A 17,997-nucleotide genomic window follows, 5' to 3' on the forward strand; every position below is an offset into this window, starting at 1 on the left:
TGGTTTAATCAAAATTGTGCAGGAAAACAATCTCGTTCCGCCTGTGAGGCAGCAAAAAAATTAAACCAACAAAAGGGATTGCCCTATCAATCTTGCAACTAATTTTTTCAAAAACTCAATGGAGATTTTATTATGTCAGTATCTTTATCAAAAGGCGGAAACGTCAGTTTAAGCAAAAATGCCCCAAATCTCACTAAATTAGTGATTGGATTAGGTTGGGATGTGAGAACGACTGATGGGGCAGAATTTGACCTTGATGGTAGTGCGTTTATGCTTGGTGCTAACGGAAAAGTCCGCTCGGACTCTGATTTTATCTTTTACAATAATCTAAAAGCCTCAGACGGTAGTATTGAGCATACTGGTGATAACCGTACTGGAGCAGGTGATGGTGATGATGAAAGTATTATTATTCACCTAGACAAATTGCCTACTACAGTGGAGAAAATTGCGATTACAGTTACTATTCATGATGCAGAGGCTAGAAAGCAGAGCTTTGGTCAAGTTGTCGGTGCATTTGTTCGCTGTGTCGATGGGGCTAATAATAATGAAATTGCTCGTTTTGATTTAAGCGAAGATGCTTCAACTGAAACTGCAATGATTTTTGGTGAGGTTTATCGCCACAATGGAGAATGGAAATTCCGTGCCGTAGGACAAGGATTTGCTGGCGGATTAGCTGCATTAGCAAGAAATTACGGTATTAACATTTAATAAAACATAAATGGGTAAGAAATTACCCATTTTTTATGGAGAAATCATTATGGCTATTGATGTAACAAAGAAACCTAAAATATCATTAAGTAAAGTAGTATTGGAAAAATCAGGTGATTCTACACGTATTGATTTATCTAAAAGTAATGATCAAAATATTGTGATCAATTTAAACTGGACACAAAAGAAAAATGATGGATTATTTGCCAACTTATTTAATAAAAACCAAGATATTGACCTAGATTTAGGTTGTTACTATGAATTAACCAATGGACAAGCTTCGGTCATTGATGGTTTGCAATTTTCCCATAATCGAGGCGGAGCAAAAAATCAACGTACTAGACAAGGTTGCTATACAGAAGCTCCCTATATTTGGCATTGTGGTGATGATCGTGGTTCAGGTAGTTCTTCTGGTGAAAATATTTTAGTTAATCCTATCGGAGCAAATTATATCAAACGGATTATTGTCTACTGTTTTATCTATGAAGGTGTAGCAAAATGGGGTGAATCTGATGCTATTGTCACGGTAAAAGTGCCTAACCAGCCTGATATTGTGGTAGAAATGGGCAGACAAACTGATCCAAGAACATTCTGTGCAATCGCTTCCATTGAATTTCACGGTAATCAAATGTCAGTGCGTAAAGAAATCACGTTCCACAACGGACACAAAGAGTGCGATCACTATTATGGTTGGGGATTTAATTGGGGGGCTGGGTCGAAATAAGGAAAGCGGAAGAAAATTGCTTGATTCAAGATTATTTCAATACCACACTCCAATAAACACAAATATCTATTTAATATATTGCTGGTTTACCCAGTTAAAAGAGCGTAAAACCATAAATAACTTGGCAGGTATTCCTCCGTCATTTTGATAATATTACAACACAAGCAATTTAACCCCAGCTGACAATCAAACCAACAAAAAACAGCCCCAACTTAGGGCTGTTTTTTTATTTGTAGTACAACTTACTTGCGTTTTTTGCGTTGAATGGCGTGGATTGCACGACCATCAGCAGACAATGCCGCCTCATGAACCGCTTCTGATATCGTTGGGTGAGCAAAAGTCATCAATTGCAGATCCTCGATGCTAGAAACAAACTCCATCGCAATCATGCCCTGATGAACAATCTCGCCTGCACCCACAGCAACAGCATGCATACCCAGCAGACGATCAGTCTTGGCATCGGCAACAACCTTAATCAGACCCACGCCCTCGCCCTGTGCCAAAGCACGACCATTGGCAGCCAAGCTAAATGAGCCAGTTTTCACCTCATAGCCTTTTTCGATAGCAGCTTGTTCTGACAGCCCCACCCATGCAATCTCTGGGTGCGTATAGATAACGCTGATGATGGTGTCATAGTTCACCTGTGCTTTTTCGCCGTGAATGCGTTCGGCCGCCATCATGCCCTCTTCCATGGCTTTGTGTGCAAGCATTGGGCCACGCACCAAATCACCGATGGCATATACACCGTCTAGGTTGGTTTTGCACTGATCATCAACTGCCACCAAGCCACGCTCGGTCAGCTCAATGCCACAACCCTCTGCAAGTAGCTTCTCGCTATACGCACGACGACCAACACAAACGATCAGCTTGTCAAAAGTCTCAGTCTTGGTCTCGCCCTTGACATCTGTGGTAACAACCACTTCACCATTGACCACTTCAGCATTGGTAACTTTGGTATCCACACGGATATCCAAGCCTTGTTTTTTCAGTAATTTGGCAGCTTCTTTGGAGATTTCTTTGTCCGCCACTGCCAAAAATTCTGGCATTGCTTCATAAACTACCACTTCAGCACCCAAGCGACGCCACACCGAACCAAGCTCAAGTCCGATAACGCCCGCACCAATCACGCCCAAGCGTTTTGGCACTTCGCTAAATTCCAATGCCCCTGTTGAATCAACGATATACTCGCCGTCAGTCTTGGCAACTGGAATCTCGATTGGCACAGAACCTGCCGCCAAAATTACATATTTTGCGGTGATTGTGGTCTCTTCGCCCTCAAGCGGTGCAAATTTTACTTGTTTTTGCTCGCCCTTGCCGTCAAGTAGCGTACCCCAGCCTTGCAACCAGTCAATGCCATTACCCTTAAGCAAACCTGCCACACCAGCTGTCAGACCTTTCACCACAGCGTCTTTACGCTCAAGCATTTTGGCAATGTCAATTTGCACATCACCTGTTGTGATGCCATGATCGGCAAGCTCATGCTTGGTTGCCTCATAACGATGCGAGCTGTCAAGCAACGCCTTTGATGGAATACAACCAACATTCAAGCAAGTGCCGCCCAATGCTGGCTCACCTTTATGAACACGCTTTTCGATACAAGCCACGCTCAGACCAAGCTGTGCTGCACGGATTGCGGCTTCGTAGCCACCAGGACCACCACCAATAACAACCAAGTCGTATGAATTTTTCATAATTTTCTCTTTTTTGTTAATTTAAAACACGCAAAGAATTGCCAGTACAATCCAGCAATTCTTTGTAACACGCTCAAGCAATTAGATCTTATAGATCTAACAATAGCATTGATGGATCTTCAATCAGCTCTTTGATTGTTACCAAGAATTGCACCGCTTCTTTACCATCAATGAGGCGATGGTCATAAGACAAGGCAAGATACATCATTGGCAAAATCACCACTTCGCCATTTACCGCCATTGGGCGTTCATTGATGGCGTGCATACCCAAAATCGCAGTCTGTGGTGGGTTGATGATTGGTGTAGATAACAACGAACCAAACACACCGCCATTGGTGATGGTAAATGTACCACCTGTCATCTCATCAATAGACAGTCTGCCTTCGCGAGCCTTGATGGCATAATCACGAATGCCTGCCTCGACATCTGCCATGCTCATGCGGTCAGTATCACGCAGCACAGGCACAACCAAGCCACGATCGCTTGATACTGCTACGCCAACATCATAAAAACCATGATAAATAATATCATCACCATCGATAGAGGCGTTTACCGCTGGGAAGCGTTTTAGGGCCTCTGTTGCCGCTTTCACAAACAGCGACATAAAGCCAAGTTTAACACCATGGCGTTTTTCGAAACGGTCTTTATATTTTGCACGCAAATCCATCAACGGCTTCATGTTCACCTCATTAAAGGTGGTTAGCATGGCAGTTTCTTGGGTTGCTGATAGCAGACGCTCTGCGATACGCTTACGCAAGCGAGTCATTGGCTCACGCTTTTCGATACGCTGACCAACCGCTGTGGCAATCACTTGACCATTGTCAGATTTTAAGGTTGGATTAACCATATCAGACTTGGTTACACGACCGCCGCGACCACTGCCCTGTACATCGGCAGGGTTGATGCCTGTTTCTTTGGCAGCCTTACGCACCGCTGGGCTTTGGTCTTTGTACTCTTCTTCTTTGGCATCGCTCTTTGGCTGTACAGGAGCAGCAACCGATGCTGGATCTACGGTAGTATTACCATCAGCCTGATCTTCGCTGGCAACCTTAGTCTCACCAGCAGCCACAGCACCCGCCTCAAAAGTTGCAACAACTTCGGCAGACAACACAGTGTCATCAACATTTTTGACAATGCTGGTAATCACGCCGTCATCAGGTGCAACGATTTCTAGCACAACTTTATCAGTCTCAACTTCAGCCAACAGCTGATCTCGGCTCACCGCTTCGCCTTCTGCGACATGCCATTCAACAATCGTACCATCTGGCACTGACTCTGGAAATACAGGGGCTTTAATTTCAGCCATAATAAACTCCTTGAAAGTTTATAAATCATTAAAAATTAGTTTAATTCATTTAACAATATCAGCCAAAGCAACCACCGCTTCGGCTGAAGTTGTATTATTTCAACTCATCAACAGTTACACCCAATGCAGCTGCAATTAGGGCTTTTTGTTGCTCTGCGTGCAATTTTGGCGAGCCAGTTGCAGGTGCGGCGGCAGCAGGGCGTGCCGATGGTGGCACAATCTTCGCTTTGGTTGGTGCTGGCACCACAATGCGGAACAATTCAGGAGCAAGATAATACCACGCACCTTGATTCAGTGGCTCTTCTTGTGCCCAAATAATCTCTTGCAAGTTTGGATATTTGGCAATTTCGTCCAAAATGCGTTGTTCTGGCAGAGGATATAGTTGCTCAATACGCACGATGGCAATATGCTCTTGGCTTAGTTTGCGGCGTTGTTCAAGCAAATCATAATACACTTTGCCACCACACAACACAAGGCGTGTTACCTGTTCAGGGTTGATGGCATCAATCTCTGGCAAGACGGTTTCGAACTTGCCGACTGCCAACTCATCAAGTGTCGAAGTAGCAAGCGGATGACGCAATAAGCTCTTAGGCGACATCACCACCAATGGCTTGCGAATTGGACGCACCACCTGACGACGCAACGCATGGAATATCTGTGCTGGCGTGGTTGGGGTAATCACCTGCATATTATCTTCGGCACACAACTGCAAGAACCGCTCAAGTCGTGCTGATGAATGCTCGGGACCTTGACCCTCAAAGCCATGTGGCAACAACATAACCAAGCCACACACACGCTGCCACTTGGTCTCACCGCTTGAGATGAACTGGTCAATCACCACCTGTGCACCATTAACAAAGTCGCCGAACTGTGCCTCCCAGACAATCAAGGCATTTGGCACTGTGGTCGCATAACCATATTCAAATGCTAATACCGCCTCTTCGGACAACAGTGAGTTATAGGTAGCAAAGCGAGCTTGGTTTGGTGAAATATGCTGCAACGGAATGTACATACTGCCATCGGTCATGTTGTACAATTCGGTATGGCGATGCGAGAAAGTACCACGACCCACATCTTCGCCCGTGATACGCACCAATGCCCCTTCGTCAGCAAGGCTGGCATACGCCAAAGTCTCAGCAGCCCCCCAGTTTAGTGGCTCTTCGCCTGTTTGCATGGCAAGGCGTTGCTCCAGCACTTTGGCAACTTGACGCTGCAATACAAAGCCCTCTGGCACTTTTGCCATCGCTTGCCCATATGCTTTTAGCTTGTCAATATCAACACCTGTTTGCCAATCATCAACCAGCTGATGACCCAGATATGGCTGCCAATCTACAAACAGCTGCGTATCTGGCTCACTGACCAAACCACCAGCTACAAAGTCGCCACGGTCAAGCGATTCACGATAATCGTCCTCGAACTTCGCCCCTTCGGCTGCTGTGATAACGCCTTCTTTGATTAGCTTGTCGGCATATTGGGTGCGAGTGGTTGGTAATTTTTTGATGACGCTATACATCAGTGGCTGTGTTGCTGATGGCTCATCAGACTCATTATGTCCATTGCGGCGATAGCAAACAATATCAATCACCACATCTTTGCCAAATTCACGGCGATAATCCACCGCCAATTGTGATGCAAACACCACCGCTTCGGGGTCATCACCATTGACATGGATAATCGGTGCATTCACCATCTTGGCAACATCGGTACAATACTCGGTTGAACGAGCGTCCTCAATGCGTGAAGTGGTGAAACCAACTTGGTTGTTGATGACAATATGCACCGTGCCGCCTGTTTTGTAGGCACGGGTTTGCGACATTTGAAAAGTTTCTTGATTGACGCCCTGACCTGCAAAAGCAGCATCGCCATGCACCACCAGAGGCATCACGGTACTGCTGTCAATCTCAAAGCCGTATTGCTCCGAACGACGAGCCTGTCTGGCACGCACCGAACCTTGTAATACAGGTGAGACAATCTCCAAATGTGAAGGGTTAAATGCCAATGCCAAGTGCATCTCACCGCCCGGTGTCATGACATTTGAGCTAAAGCCATTATGGTATTTGACATCGCCCGAACCTTGTGTTGGCTGTACTTTGCCATCAAACTCATCAAACAAATCGCTGGGGTTTTTGCCCAAGATATTGACCAACAGGTTCAAACGACCACGGTGTGCCATGCCGATGACGACTTCTTTTGAGCCATAACCACCTGCACGCTGCACCATTTCATGCACCGCAGGGATAAAGCTCTCGCCACCTTCTAGACCAAAACGCTTTACGCCCGTGTATTTGCGTGCCAAATATTTCTCAAGCCCTTCGGCGGCTGTTAGGCGTTCTAGGATTTCTAGCTTTTTGGCTTTATCAAACTGGATATGGCCGCGTGATGATTCGATATAATTTTCAAACCAGCGTTTTTCTTCTGTGGTAAAGACATGCATATATTCATAGCCAATGCTTTGGCAATACACACGCTCCAAAACCTCGATAATCTCACGCAAGGTCGCTTCAGATTTGCCGATGAGCAAATCATTGGTCGGGAAAGTTGCCGCCAAATCAGACTCATCAAGCCCATGATATGCCAAAGTCAGCTCAGCAATTACTGGGGTAGGCTGCAATCCCAATGGGTCTAGATTTGCCTTGCGATGGCCACGACGGCGATAAGCAGAAATCAGTTGCTGCACTGCCATCTGCTTAGGACTATACTCACCTGCTTGTGCTGCTGGTGCCACCGTTTGGTTGGTTTGGTTGCGAGCAAGCAACAAAAATTGCTCTTTGATGGCGTTATGCGGTGCATCATTATCTTGGCGATAATCAGCAAAATATCGCTGCCAATCCTCACTTACGCTTTGGCTGTCCGCCAAATACTCCTCATAAAGGGCTTCGATATAAGCCGCACCATCGGCTGTCAGTTCGGTGCTTTGATAAGCAACCGTATCTTTGCTATTTTTTGTCATGACCTACCACTCTTTGGTTGTTGTCATTTGCCCAATAATTGAGCAAATTTCCCTCTGGCTATTTACAATACGCACATTTGATATAGTTTACGCCATTTGGGCAAAGATAACAAGGGTAAGCGTGATTTTTCATTCAAACAAACTTCTCTCTACATCACACCAGCTAAAATTTGGGTAAAGAAATCAAAAATTGATAAAAACACTTGAATCAAGATATTTTTTTGCTAGGATAAAACTGTTCTTAATGGATTAGGGCATGATTTCATTGAGTTCTATTCATTTAGAACGCTTGGCAATTTAATTGATTTTGGTTTAATATAGAAATTTCAAATCCATCATCAAGTCTATATTTTGACAAGAAAACCACTGGTAATTGGTTCCAGTATTATGTGTCAAAAATGGTTCAATTCCTGCACCATTCATGATTGATGGTTGCAGTTGAAAAATTAGACTAAATTGCTGGCTCAATAGACGATTGGATTGCTCAATCATCTTTGCAAAGCGCTCAAAAGGATATTGATAGGAAAAATTTGATTTATGGGATATATCCAAAACCCCTGATGAAATCTCAACAAATCAAGAAGCAAAAAATGCGTATGAAAAAGTCTATCCCTACATTCAAGGTTTTTTGTGTGCAGACCATCCTTTTAGAAAAGGGGCTGTGTGTCCATTTGTACCCTCAGCAATAAAATATAACAACATATATTTTACTTATTTTGACAATGCCGATGAGAATCAAGTCTGTATTTTGATTGACAAACTAATCACTGAATATCTCGGCATCAAAAATGCTTCAAAAAACAAATATTTATCTATTATTGTCTTATTTCCTGAAAATTATAGTATCGAAACTCTTGCCAAGGTTCATATACAATCTAAAATACCCTGTATAAATAACCATATCATGCTCGGTGTACTGTTTGCAGATAATAATGCCCCAAGCCTACATAGCACTTCTTTTTTTCCTTTGCGGACACAAGTTCCATGCTTGGTAATGCGAGATTTAACCGTTCATGATTTATTATTTTTAAATCCCAAGCATTACTCTATTAAGCAACGAATAAACTTTTTACAAAAATTTATTGAGCGATTTAACAATACTACCTCAATCAAAAATCAAGAAGAGGTATTACAAGCAAAACAACTATTAAACGACTACCTGCAGGAAATATCAAATGCTCAATAACCGTGCTTTGCTTGTCAGCATATCACTGGTGCTTATCCAGCAGCTGCTATTGGTGCATCTACTTATTTGATTGCCAATGCAGGGGCTTATCTTGCTGCCCAAGATACCCAAGCTACGGTGCAAGCGATGTGCTACTTTTTTATGCTGGCATTGGCAGCGTATTTGGTCAGCGGTGTGGATAAGCTGGTTGTTGTGCGTGCCAAACAGCATATTTGTACAGAATATTTCATTCGATTTTTTAATAAAATACATAACAATCAAGGCTATAACAGCAAACACGGCAAAATACAAACAATCGCTTGGCTATCAGGCGAGGTACGCCAAACCTTAACCGCCGTCATTGATTTTATCAATCAAGCATGGTCGCTGTATTTACATATTCTCATCACTTTTTTGGTGTTTTATCAGACAGTGGGAGCTGTGATTAGCCTTATTATTCTTGCCTGTTTTGCTCTGCCTGCCCTATTGGTGCTGACAAGTCGGCAACGCATACAAAAGCTAAGCTGCACCAACCAAGCCGATAACATCAAGCTCAACGAAGCACTGCCTGTGCAGTGGGATTATGTCCTATTTGGTAATGCGAGCCGCCATCATCGCTTGCTTGATGCTGCCCTTGATGGTTATTTTGGCAGCTTGCGGCGGTATGTCCGCCTTGAGCAAGTCATCGTCATCGCCCCTGTTGCCGTGTGCGTACTGGCAATGGTTGGTTATTTATCCATCGCTGATGTGCCACTTGTACAACTGGCGATGATGGTGGCGGTACTGCCTCGAGCATTACAACTACTCGGCAGTGTACATACTGTTGCCACCATCAATACCCAGTTTAATTTTATTAAAAATAAATATCAAGGCGTGGTTAATTTTCTGCCCGCTTATCGTGATTTGGCTACTCACATTCAGCCTGATAAGCTCCAAATTTACTCAAATAAACAACAAACCACGCTCACGCTCGAGGCATTATTTGACACAATTAGCCGTCCAGCTGGCACGCACCCAGACCACATACGCCTGACAGGGGCGAATGGTGCTGGCAAATCCTCCTTGCTTAAATTATTAAAGCAGCACAATCCAGCTGCCACGCTCATCACCCCAGACAGTGATTTTCAGTATACGACAGCCGCACTATCCACAGGACAAGAGCAACTGCTTAGATTGACCGAACTTATCCATGACCCACAAAATACCATACTGCTGCTTGATGAATGGGACGCCAATTTGGACGATTATCATATCACCGTGCTTAATCAACAGCTTGTAGCACTTGCCAAAGACAAGCTGATTATCGAGGTTCGCCACCATCAGGGTGGCCAGTTAGGCGGTTTTTGCCAACAACAGCCAACCTGTCGCTAAGGTAGCAAACAACGCCAAAATTCCCACCGTCCCACCATATCCCACAAAACCGCTTATCATCAAAATTAAGGCAGCGATGATATTGCCAGCCCTGCCTGTTAGCGAAAAGGCACTTAAATAGATGCCAGCATTTTTATCGCCAATGTCATTGGCATAAATAGTCTTGATGCCCACCACTGATACAAAATAAAAAACACTCACCAAAGCAGATACCATATAAAATAAGTACTCATTATCAATCACCAAAAATAGCAACACAAACAGTAATCCGTATAAAAATGTTGTCCATAACATGGTGGTGTAGCGGGCGATTTTTTTGATAAATCCCAATAATGCCAGTCCAGCAACCAAAACAACCACACCGCTTATCGTTCTTGAAAAAGACAAAAGCTGTGAACCATTGTCAAACCTACTAAGACATGCTGGCAAAAATTGGCTTAAAGAAAAAAATAAACTGTGAATAAAAACTGATGATAACAGCAAATATGCCGCTGATTTGTCGTCCAAAATTCTGGAAAATTGGTTGTTTTTTGTGGGCGTTTTGGTTTAAGAATCAATCGATTGCCCTGCCAGCTGATTGTGCGATAATTGAGCAAAACCAAAAAAATAAAGCAAAAATATCAAAAAAGAAAACGCAGACAACACATAAATCAGTATATTTAAACCATAAGCATAAAAAATCCTCCCAGCAACACCCCCAAAGGAGCAGCCAGACCGTTCATCAGCCCACTGAGCTGGTACAAAACGGCTCGGTTTTCTTTTGTTGTCAGCTCAAAAACAAATACCTCGCCAAAGGGAACTAGGTAGCTAAATATCACATTTTTTAACAAATAAAGCAGTATAAAAACGATGCTATTTACAAAAATAGCCATCAAAAGCACCGCAATAAACTGCACAAATTCACCCCAGATTAAGGCATTTTTGATATTTTGGCTGGCAACTGCTTTGCCTCCATAACCATTAAAAATGTCCCCAATGCCAAAATTGCAAAAGCAATCATACCTGCCAAAAATTCCCCTTCTTGCAGCACCAAAAACAGCATCACAAAAGGTATCATGCCTTCTGTAACAAGCTTTTGTAAAAAACTTGCCAATAAACACATCTTGAGAGGGTAACAAAGCGTGTTGATATCATTGATAATATTTTGCACAAACCGCACAATCACGCCTCCGTTTTATTGTAAAAATCCTTTATTGATTAATAATAAATAAAAAACAATTTTAATTGATAATTATACGCCGACACAACCCAGTCATGCGACAAAACCTTTGCTGCCTTCTGGGTATATTGCTTGCTATTATACCTCTTATCTGATAAATAAAAAGGACAGTCAAAAAAACCGCACTTAGTTTGTGCGGTTTTTGCTTGCTTTTGGTATTAGCCTGCTTGGTCAAGCAACATATTTCTGATATGGCCAATGGCTCGTGTTGGGTTTAGACCCTTTGGACACACTGACACACAGTTCATGATGCCACGGCAACGGAACAAGCTAAATGGGTCATCTAGGCGTGCTAGGCGTGCCTGAGTATCGCCATCACGGCTATCAATGATGAAACGATAGCCATTTAGCAGTGCTGATGGGCCCAAGAATTTGTCAGGATTCCACCAAAATGATGGGCAAGAAGTTGAGCAGCACGCACACAAGATACACTCATACAGACCGTTCAATTTCTCACGATCTTCTGGTGATTGCAGGCGTTCTTTTGGCGGTGCTGGCTGGTTATTGATTAGATAAGGGTGAACCTTTTCGTATTGCTCATAGAACTGGTTCATGTCCACCACCAAATCTTTAATCACAGGCAACCCCGGCAATGGGCGAACGGTGATTTTGTTTGGTAGTGTGTTCATATTAATCAAACACGCCAAGCCATTTTTGCCGTTAATGTTCATGCCATCAGAACCACAAATACCCTCACGGCAAGAACGGCGGAAAGTTAAGGTCTCATCTTCACGCTTAAGACGCAATAATACATCAAGCAACATACGATCCGAATCCAAAAGCTCAACGGTGTATGATTGCATATATGGTGCTTTGTCTTTGTCTGGGTCGTAACGATAAATCTCGATGATACGGGTGCCTCGACTCATTATTTTTCTCCGAAGTTGGAAGGGCGTAGACAGCCCTTCATATTTGGCAAATGCTTAGAAAGTACGGACTTTTGGCTCGCAATAATCAACCGTCAATGGCGTTCTGCGAACTGGCTTATAAACAACTTTATTGCCTTGTGAGTACCACAAGGTGTGCTTCATCCAGTCTTTGTCATTACGCCCAAGTGGAGCTGGCTCGTAGTCGGCTGGGTGTTCATAATCAACAACCATATGTGCCCCACGGCATTCGTGGCGTAGCGATGCCGAAATCATGGTCGCCTTGGCAACCTCATACAGATTCGCCACTTCCAATGCCTCAATGCGAGCTGTGTTAAACACTTGCGACTTGTCCGCCAAATGGATTTGGTTGATTTTTGGCTCTAATGCCAAAATACGCTCAACGCCCTTGTCCATCAATTCTTGGGTACGGAAAACACCTGCGTGGTCTTGCATGATTTGGCGAATTTCATCACCAATCTCTTGGGCATTATAGCCGTCAGTTGAGTCTTGTAGCTTGTTTAGACGCGACAAGGTAAAGTCCAAAACTCGTGGACTTAGCGGTTTGTAGCTGCGATCAGACTGATTGAAGCTGTCAATGATGTGCTGACCTGCTGCACGACCAAACACCACCAAGTCAAGTAAAGAGTTCGTGCCCAAGCGATTCGCTCCGTGTACTGACACACAAGCACACTCGCCGATGGCATATAACCCTTTGATGATGCGACCTTCGGTGTATAGACCTTGCTCATCTTGTGGACCTTCAAGATTTGGTACAGTTACCTGACCGTGAATATTGGTCGGAATGCCGCCCATCATGTAGTGAATGGTAGGCACAACAGGTACTGGTTCTTTGGTAATGTCCACATTACCAAAATTACGGCTGATTTCAAATACCGATGGCAGGCGTTTCATGATTGAATCATGACCCAAATGCGTCATGTCCATCACGATATAGTCGCCATTTGGACCACATCCACGACCTTCTTTGATTTCTTGGTCCATTGAACGAGAAACGAAATCGCGTGGTGCCAAGTCTTTTAGGGTTGGTGCATAACGCTCCATAAAGGCCTCGCCATGCTTGTTACGCAAAATCGCCCCTTCACCGCGACAACCTTCGGTCAATAGTACACCTGCACCTGCTACGCCTGTTGGGTGGAATTGCCAAAACTCCATATCCTGCAGCGGAATGCCTGCACGCACCGCCATACCCAAGCCATCACCTGTGTTAATATAGGCGTTGGTTGATGCCTTAAAGATACGACCTGCACCACCCGTTGCCAGCACTGTGGTATGTGCCTGAAATACCGAAATATTGCCTGTTTCTTGCTCAAGTGCAATCACCCCATTGATGTTGCCTTCGTCATCTTTGATCAAATCAAGGGCAATCCACTCAACAAAAAACTGTGTGCCTTTTTCAAGGTTTTTTTGGTACAGCGTATGCAGCAGAGCATGACCTGTACGGTCGGCTGCAGCACAAGCACGCGGCACTGGCTTTTCGCCATAGTTCGAGCTATGACCGCCAAATGGGCGTTGATAAATCGTGCCATCAGCATTACGGTCAAAAGGCATACCCATATGCTCAAGCTCATAGACCACCTTTGGTGCTTCACGGCACATATATTCGATGGCATCTTGGTCGCCCAGCCAGTCAGAGCCTTTGACTGTGTCATAAAAATGAAAATGCCAATTGTCCTCGCTCATATTACCAAGCGAGGCACCGATACCGCCTTGGGCTGCTACAGTGTGCGAACGGGTTGGGAAAACTTTGGTAATGACCGCCACTTTCATGCCGCCATTGACCAATTGTAGCGATGCACGCATACCTGAACCGCCACCGCCAACAATCACTGCATCAAAGTTAAGCGTTGGGATATTATTAATTTTATCTTGGTTTGTTGCCATGTCTATTCCTAATTATTCTCATTGCTGTCAAAGCGTTATGATTTTGGCATTACCAAAAAATCATCACGCCCCAAAACAGATATACCAAAACAGCGATAATTACCAAAGATTGGATCACCAAACGCAATCCTGAGGATTTGACATAGTCGGTCAATACCGTCCACATACCCACCCATGCGTGAAATACCAATGACAAAATCGCCACCAAGCTAAACAACTTCATCGGCAAGCTCAGCATAAAGCCCTGCCATGCCTCAAAGTTCACCTCAGTGCATAGGAAAAACCCAACCACAACAACGCTATAAATCGCCAAAACAACGGCACTGATACGCTGCAAAATCCAATCGCGTGAACCTGACCCTGTCAAGCCAGTCGCACTTTTAATACCAGAATTATTTCTCATCAGAACATTACCCATACAAATGATGCGACAATTAATACCGCTGCAATCACAAAACTTACGATTGCGGCAGTACGGCCAGAATTAAACTCTTCATTCATGCCAAGGTCGGCAAGCAAATGCTTAATCCCCATCACAAAATGATACGCTGTCGCTGCCACAAAGATCCATGCAACAAAACGCACAGCAATGTTATTAAAAACATTCTCAAACCCTTCGGCTGATGACAGCGAAGTCTGAAGCAAGCACAACATCACAGGCACAAGCAAAAATAGCACGATTCCAGAGACGCGATGCAAAATAGAGGCCATAGCAATCGGTGATTTGGAGTTTACCGCAATCACTTGGCTTAATGGTAAGTTAATCGGTCGGTTGCTTTTCACAGCGGGCATCCTTATTTGATTAGATCTAATTTATGCCGTCATCAGCACGGCAAGGAGAGCTGGCTTTTATGATTGATATCCAAAAACATCAAATCATTTCATTATTTCTATTTATTAGTAATGGTAAAAAGTATATGTATTGGTTTTTGTTTTGCCCAAAACCGCCTACGAGCAACCAAGCCATCACCCATCACAAAGGTAGGTTTGTGCTGGCATACTTTTTTACCACTGACATTTATTTTTATAAATACTTATCAATCATCAAACACATAGGCCACAAAAATGCACAACCACTCATGCTTTTTGTTATCTTTGCCTATTGACAACACAAATGATTATCATTTATAAAAATGAATGGGTAAACTGTTAGATTATAAATCGCTTTGCGGTGAATTACAATTCTTTGCAGCCAAAAATTGCCAAAAACCCCTTATTTTTTGTAACTTTTCTCAATCTTATCAGCATTAACCAAAATGCTTCTCATTAACCCAATAACGACTTGATGACACATCGGTCATGTGTTCTGTAGCTCTTTATAATCAACAAAAAACCACACCTGATGCTCTCGGTGTGGCTTTGTATTTTATGCTACTGCACTTTTTTTACTTGTGCTTCTAGGTGATGAATCTTTTCCTCATTTTCCAGAACCCTTGAACGCGTGTTCTGATTTTCTATTGCAAGCTCTTTATCTCCTACCTTATGTTTCCATTCCAATAATTTAATATCATCAAATAAAACCTTACTCACCATAAACTGAAAAACCTGAAATACCAGCATGACAGCCAAAACAACACCAAGTGTAATTTTAGACCAAGGTAGTTTCTTTTTGGTGGTGCTCGTAGGGGTGGTCGTTGTCATAAATCTCTCTCCTTGATTGAACCAATAATTTTGTAATACGCCAAAGCACGCCCATGTCAAGCTGGTTTTTGATGACTTACAGGTGCTTGCACAGATATACTTATTTGCTTAATGCAGTTTAGGTTGATATTTTACTGATCTTTTTGTAACTGATTTTCCAAACGATCCCCCAATATCATTACTTCAAGCCGATCGTCTGCTATCTTTTGCTTTATTTCCAATTTTTCGTGTTGCAATTGTGATATTTGTATTTTCTCAAGTAACATTGCACTAATTTTGAACTGAAATACCTGCAAACCTATCAGCACGACCAAAATCACACCCAAGGCGATTTTAGACCAAGGGATTTTCTTTTTTGGGACAGTAGTAGCGGTTGTCATAAATCTCTCTCCTTGATTGAGCTATCATCTTAGCTTGAACAATGATGGGTAAGCACGCCTACCACAACTTCAAAGTTTTAGCATTTTTAAAATTATGCAGGTGTGCTTACAGATGGGGTAAACTAATTATTACTCATCATCAGCACCATCTGGTGGTATTTGGCACTCTTGACCTCTGCGATGATACTGTCCACACCCTGCAATTTTATTCTTGTGCGTTCACTACCCTACTTGTCATATTTTTCTTAATAATAACCTGCGAAATCCAGCATTTTTCATAAAAACTCCTTGTATTGAAAATGACATGCACTATAAAATTTACATAATAATAAACCTAAGCACAATTTTATACTATGTATAAAAAATCATCATGTCAAGTATTTTATGGCTCAATTTGTAACTAAATATTTCATTGAATTGCTTGTGATAAAAACTGTCATTTGCTAAAAAAATATTTGCAAAACAACAAATATTTGCTATTATCATCACTGTAACAGACAACTATTAGGAACTTAGCGAAGTTACAAGACAAAAAGGCTGGCAAAGAATTTGCCAAAAGAACGGAAGTTCTATCTTATCCTATCATTTTAATAACGAGGTGATTATGTCAGATATAAAAGATGTAAAATTAGTCGTGGACGGCACAGAATACGAAATGCCCGTACTGGAGAGTACACTGGGTCGCCCTGTACTAGATGTCAGTGCCATCGCCAAAGCAGGTCTATGGACATACGATCCTGGCTTTATGGCAACTGCTCCAGTTGAGTCAAAAATCACCTACATTGATGGCGAAAAAGGCGAATTGTTGCATCGTGGCTATGCCATTGATGAGCTTGCCTCAAATGCTGAATATCTAGAAGTATGCTATGCACTGCTGTATGGTGATTTGCCAAATGCTGAGCAAAAACAAGCATTTTATGAGCGTGTATCAAACCACATGGCAGTACACGACCAACTGCGTAAATTCTTCGAAGGTTTCCGCCGCGATGCTCACCCAATGGCAATCATGGTAGGTGTGGTTGGTGCATTGTCTGCATTTTATCACAATCATCTTGACATCTCAGATCCTAAGCATCGTGATAACACAGCAGTGGATCTGATTGCCAAAGTGCCAACACTTGCAGCAATGAGCTATAAGTACTCAATCGGCGAACCGTTCATGTATCCACGCAAAGATTTCAGCTATGCTGAGAATTTCTTGTACATGATGTTTGCTACACCGGGCGAGCCTGATTATAAGGTCGATCCTGTGCTGGTAAAAGCCATGGACAAAATATTCACCCTGCACGCTGACCATGAGCAAAATGCCTCAACCTCAACTGTACGCTTGGCTGGCTCAACAGGTGCCAACCCTTATGCCTGTATCGCTGCTGGTATCGTTGCCCTATGGGGACCATCACACGGTGGTGCCAACGAGGCTGTCCTAGAGATGCTAGATGAGATTGGCTCTGTGGACAAAGTTGAAGAGTTCATGGAAAAAGTCAAACGCAAAGAAGTCAAACTGATGGGCTTTGGTCATCGTGTTTATCGCAACTTTGACCCTCGTGCCAAAGTGATGAAAGAAACCTGCGATGAGGTATTGGGTGCGTTGGGTATCAACGATCCAAAACTTGAGCTTGCCATGAAACTTGAGCAAATCGCTCTGAACGATCCATACTTCGTTGAACGCAAGCTATACCCAAATGTTGATTTTTATTCGGGCATTATCCTAAAAGCCATCGGCATTCCTACCTCAATGTTTACGGTAATTTTTGCCCTAGCTCGTACAGTAGGTTGGATCAGCCACTGGACAGAAATGCACTCTGAAGCATTCAAAATCGGTCGTCCACGCCAACGCTACACAGGTGAAACACACCGCAAATTTGTACCACTTAATGAACGCAAATAAGCGATCGCTTGGTAGGCGTACAATCCCCGAGAGTTTTCTTGGGGATTTTTATTTGTCAATTATTCAAAATTATTGCATCAACCATGCTCCAATCCAATGGCGATTTGCCTAATCTTGTAGAATTAATGGACAATGTCTTAACCGATGCAGTTATAAAAAACCTGCCAGCATCGGCAGGTTTTT

17 protein-coding genes are annotated in these 17,997 nt (G+C 43.2%); 5 read left to right on the top strand and 12 right to left on the bottom strand.

Going from position 1 to position 17,997, the window contains the following annotated elements; genetic code table 11:
• Positions 1–132 precede the first annotated feature (132 nt).
• Both EL162_RS02255 and EL162_RS02260 read left to right on the top strand, forming a co-directional pair.
• Complete coding sequence (locus EL162_RS02255; protein WP_126329794.1) at positions 133–708, top strand: TerD family protein; 576 nt, start codon at positions 133–135, stop codon at positions 706–708.
• A gap of 49 nt (positions 709–757) precedes the next feature.
• A complete protein-coding gene (locus EL162_RS02260) occupies positions 758–1,432 on the top strand; it encodes a TerD family protein (protein ID WP_126329796.1) in 675 nt (224 codons plus the stop codon).
• Positions 1,433–1,674: 242 nt separating this feature from the next.
• Here EL162_RS02260 and lpdA read toward each other — a convergent pair whose 3' ends face one another.
• The 3 genes from lpdA to EL162_RS02275 form a co-directional block, all read right to left on the bottom strand.
• Positions 1,675–3,123: a dihydrolipoyl dehydrogenase gene (lpdA, locus tag EL162_RS02265; RefSeq protein ID WP_126329798.1), complete on the bottom strand. Its 1,449-nt coding sequence runs from the start codon at positions 3,121–3,123 to the stop codon at positions 1,675–1,677.
• An 88-nt stretch (positions 3,124–3,211) separates the two neighbouring features.
• On the bottom strand, positions 3,212–4,429 hold the full coding sequence (gene odhB / locus EL162_RS02270; protein WP_126329800.1) for a 2-oxoglutarate dehydrogenase complex dihydrolipoyllysine-residue succinyltransferase: 1,218 nt from the start codon (positions 4,427–4,429) through the stop codon (positions 3,212–3,214).
• 94 nt (positions 4,430–4,523) lie between these two features.
• Positions 4,524–7,379: a 2-oxoglutarate dehydrogenase E1 component gene (locus EL162_RS02275; protein ID WP_126329802.1), complete on the bottom strand. Its 2,856-nt coding sequence runs from the start codon at positions 7,377–7,379 to the stop codon at positions 4,524–4,526.
• A 565-nt stretch (positions 7,380–7,944) separates the two neighbouring features.
• Between EL162_RS02275 and EL162_RS02280 the strand changes: the two genes are divergently transcribed.
• Together EL162_RS02280 and EL162_RS02285 are read left to right on the top strand one after the other, a co-directional pair.
• Positions 7,945–8,565 (top strand): DUF6875 domain-containing protein, encoded by a 621-nt coding sequence (locus EL162_RS02280; RefSeq protein ID WP_375537709.1) that lies wholly within the window; start codon positions 7,945–7,947, stop codon positions 8,563–8,565.
• A 66-nt stretch (positions 8,566–8,631) separates the two neighbouring features.
• A complete protein-coding gene (locus EL162_RS02285; RefSeq protein ID WP_126329805.1) occupies positions 8,632–9,915 on the top strand; it encodes an ATP-binding cassette domain-containing protein in 1,284 nt (427 codons plus the stop codon).
• Here EL162_RS02285 and EL162_RS02290 read toward each other — a convergent pair.
• The 9 genes from EL162_RS02290 to EL162_RS02325 all read right to left on the bottom strand — a co-directional run bounded on the left by EL162_RS02290 (position 9,877) and on the right by EL162_RS02325 (position 15,926).
• The gene (locus tag EL162_RS02290; RefSeq protein ID WP_126329807.1) at positions 9,877–10,302 is read right to left on the bottom strand and encodes a hypothetical protein; all 426 of its coding nucleotides are present in this window, start codon (positions 10,300–10,302) and stop codon (positions 9,877–9,879) included. The genes EL162_RS02285 and EL162_RS02290 overlap by 39 nt on opposite strands.
• Before the next feature lie 272 nt (positions 10,303–10,574).
• On the bottom strand, positions 10,575–10,787 hold the full coding sequence (locus tag EL162_RS02295) for a hypothetical protein (RefSeq protein WP_126329809.1): 213 nt from the start codon (positions 10,785–10,787) through the stop codon (positions 10,575–10,577).
• A 38-nt stretch (positions 10,788–10,825) separates the two neighbouring features.
• A complete protein-coding gene (locus EL162_RS09925) occupies positions 10,826–10,972 on the bottom strand; it encodes a hypothetical protein (RefSeq protein ID WP_170161398.1) in 147 nt (48 codons plus the stop codon).
• 320 nt (positions 10,973–11,292) lie between these two features.
• Positions 11,293–12,003, bottom strand: a complete 711-nt coding sequence (locus EL162_RS02300) for a succinate dehydrogenase iron-sulfur subunit (RefSeq protein ID WP_076554673.1) — start codon at positions 12,001–12,003, stop codon at positions 11,293–11,295.
• Between the two features lie 54 nt (positions 12,004–12,057).
• Positions 12,058–13,911: a succinate dehydrogenase flavoprotein subunit gene (sdhA, locus tag EL162_RS02305; RefSeq protein ID WP_197719006.1), complete on the bottom strand. Its 1,854-nt coding sequence runs from the start codon at positions 13,909–13,911 to the stop codon at positions 12,058–12,060.
• 43 nt (positions 13,912–13,954) lie between these two features.
• Positions 13,955–14,290 carry a succinate dehydrogenase, hydrophobic membrane anchor protein gene (sdhD, locus tag EL162_RS02310; protein ID WP_227516533.1) on the bottom strand — a complete coding sequence of 112 codons (336 nt, stop codon included), beginning with the start codon at positions 14,288–14,290 and terminating at the stop codon, positions 13,955–13,957.
• A gap of 17 nt (positions 14,291–14,307) precedes the next feature.
• Entirely contained in the window at positions 14,308–14,697 is a 390-nt protein-coding gene (sdhC, locus tag EL162_RS02315) for a succinate dehydrogenase, cytochrome b556 subunit (RefSeq protein WP_076554670.1), read from the bottom strand.
• Between the two features lie 579 nt (positions 14,698–15,276).
• Entirely contained in the window at positions 15,277–15,546 is a 270-nt protein-coding gene (locus EL162_RS02320) for a hypothetical protein (RefSeq protein WP_126329811.1), read from the bottom strand.
• Positions 15,547–15,677: 131 nt separating this feature from the next.
• A complete protein-coding gene (locus tag EL162_RS02325; RefSeq protein WP_126329813.1) occupies positions 15,678–15,926 on the bottom strand; it encodes a hypothetical protein in 249 nt (82 codons plus the stop codon).
• Positions 15,927–16,530: 604 nt separating this feature from the next.
• Here EL162_RS02325 and gltA point away from each other — a divergent pair.
• Positions 16,531–17,814 (top strand): citrate synthase, encoded by a 1,284-nt coding sequence (gene gltA, locus EL162_RS02330; protein ID WP_076554667.1) that lies wholly within the window; start codon positions 16,531–16,533, stop codon positions 17,812–17,814.
• The last annotated feature ends 183 nt before the right edge of the window (positions 17,815–17,997 follow it).

The organism is Moraxella cuniculi, assembly GCF_900637105.1.
GTDB lineage: Bacteria > Pseudomonadota > Gammaproteobacteria > Pseudomonadales > Moraxellaceae > Moraxella > Moraxella cuniculi.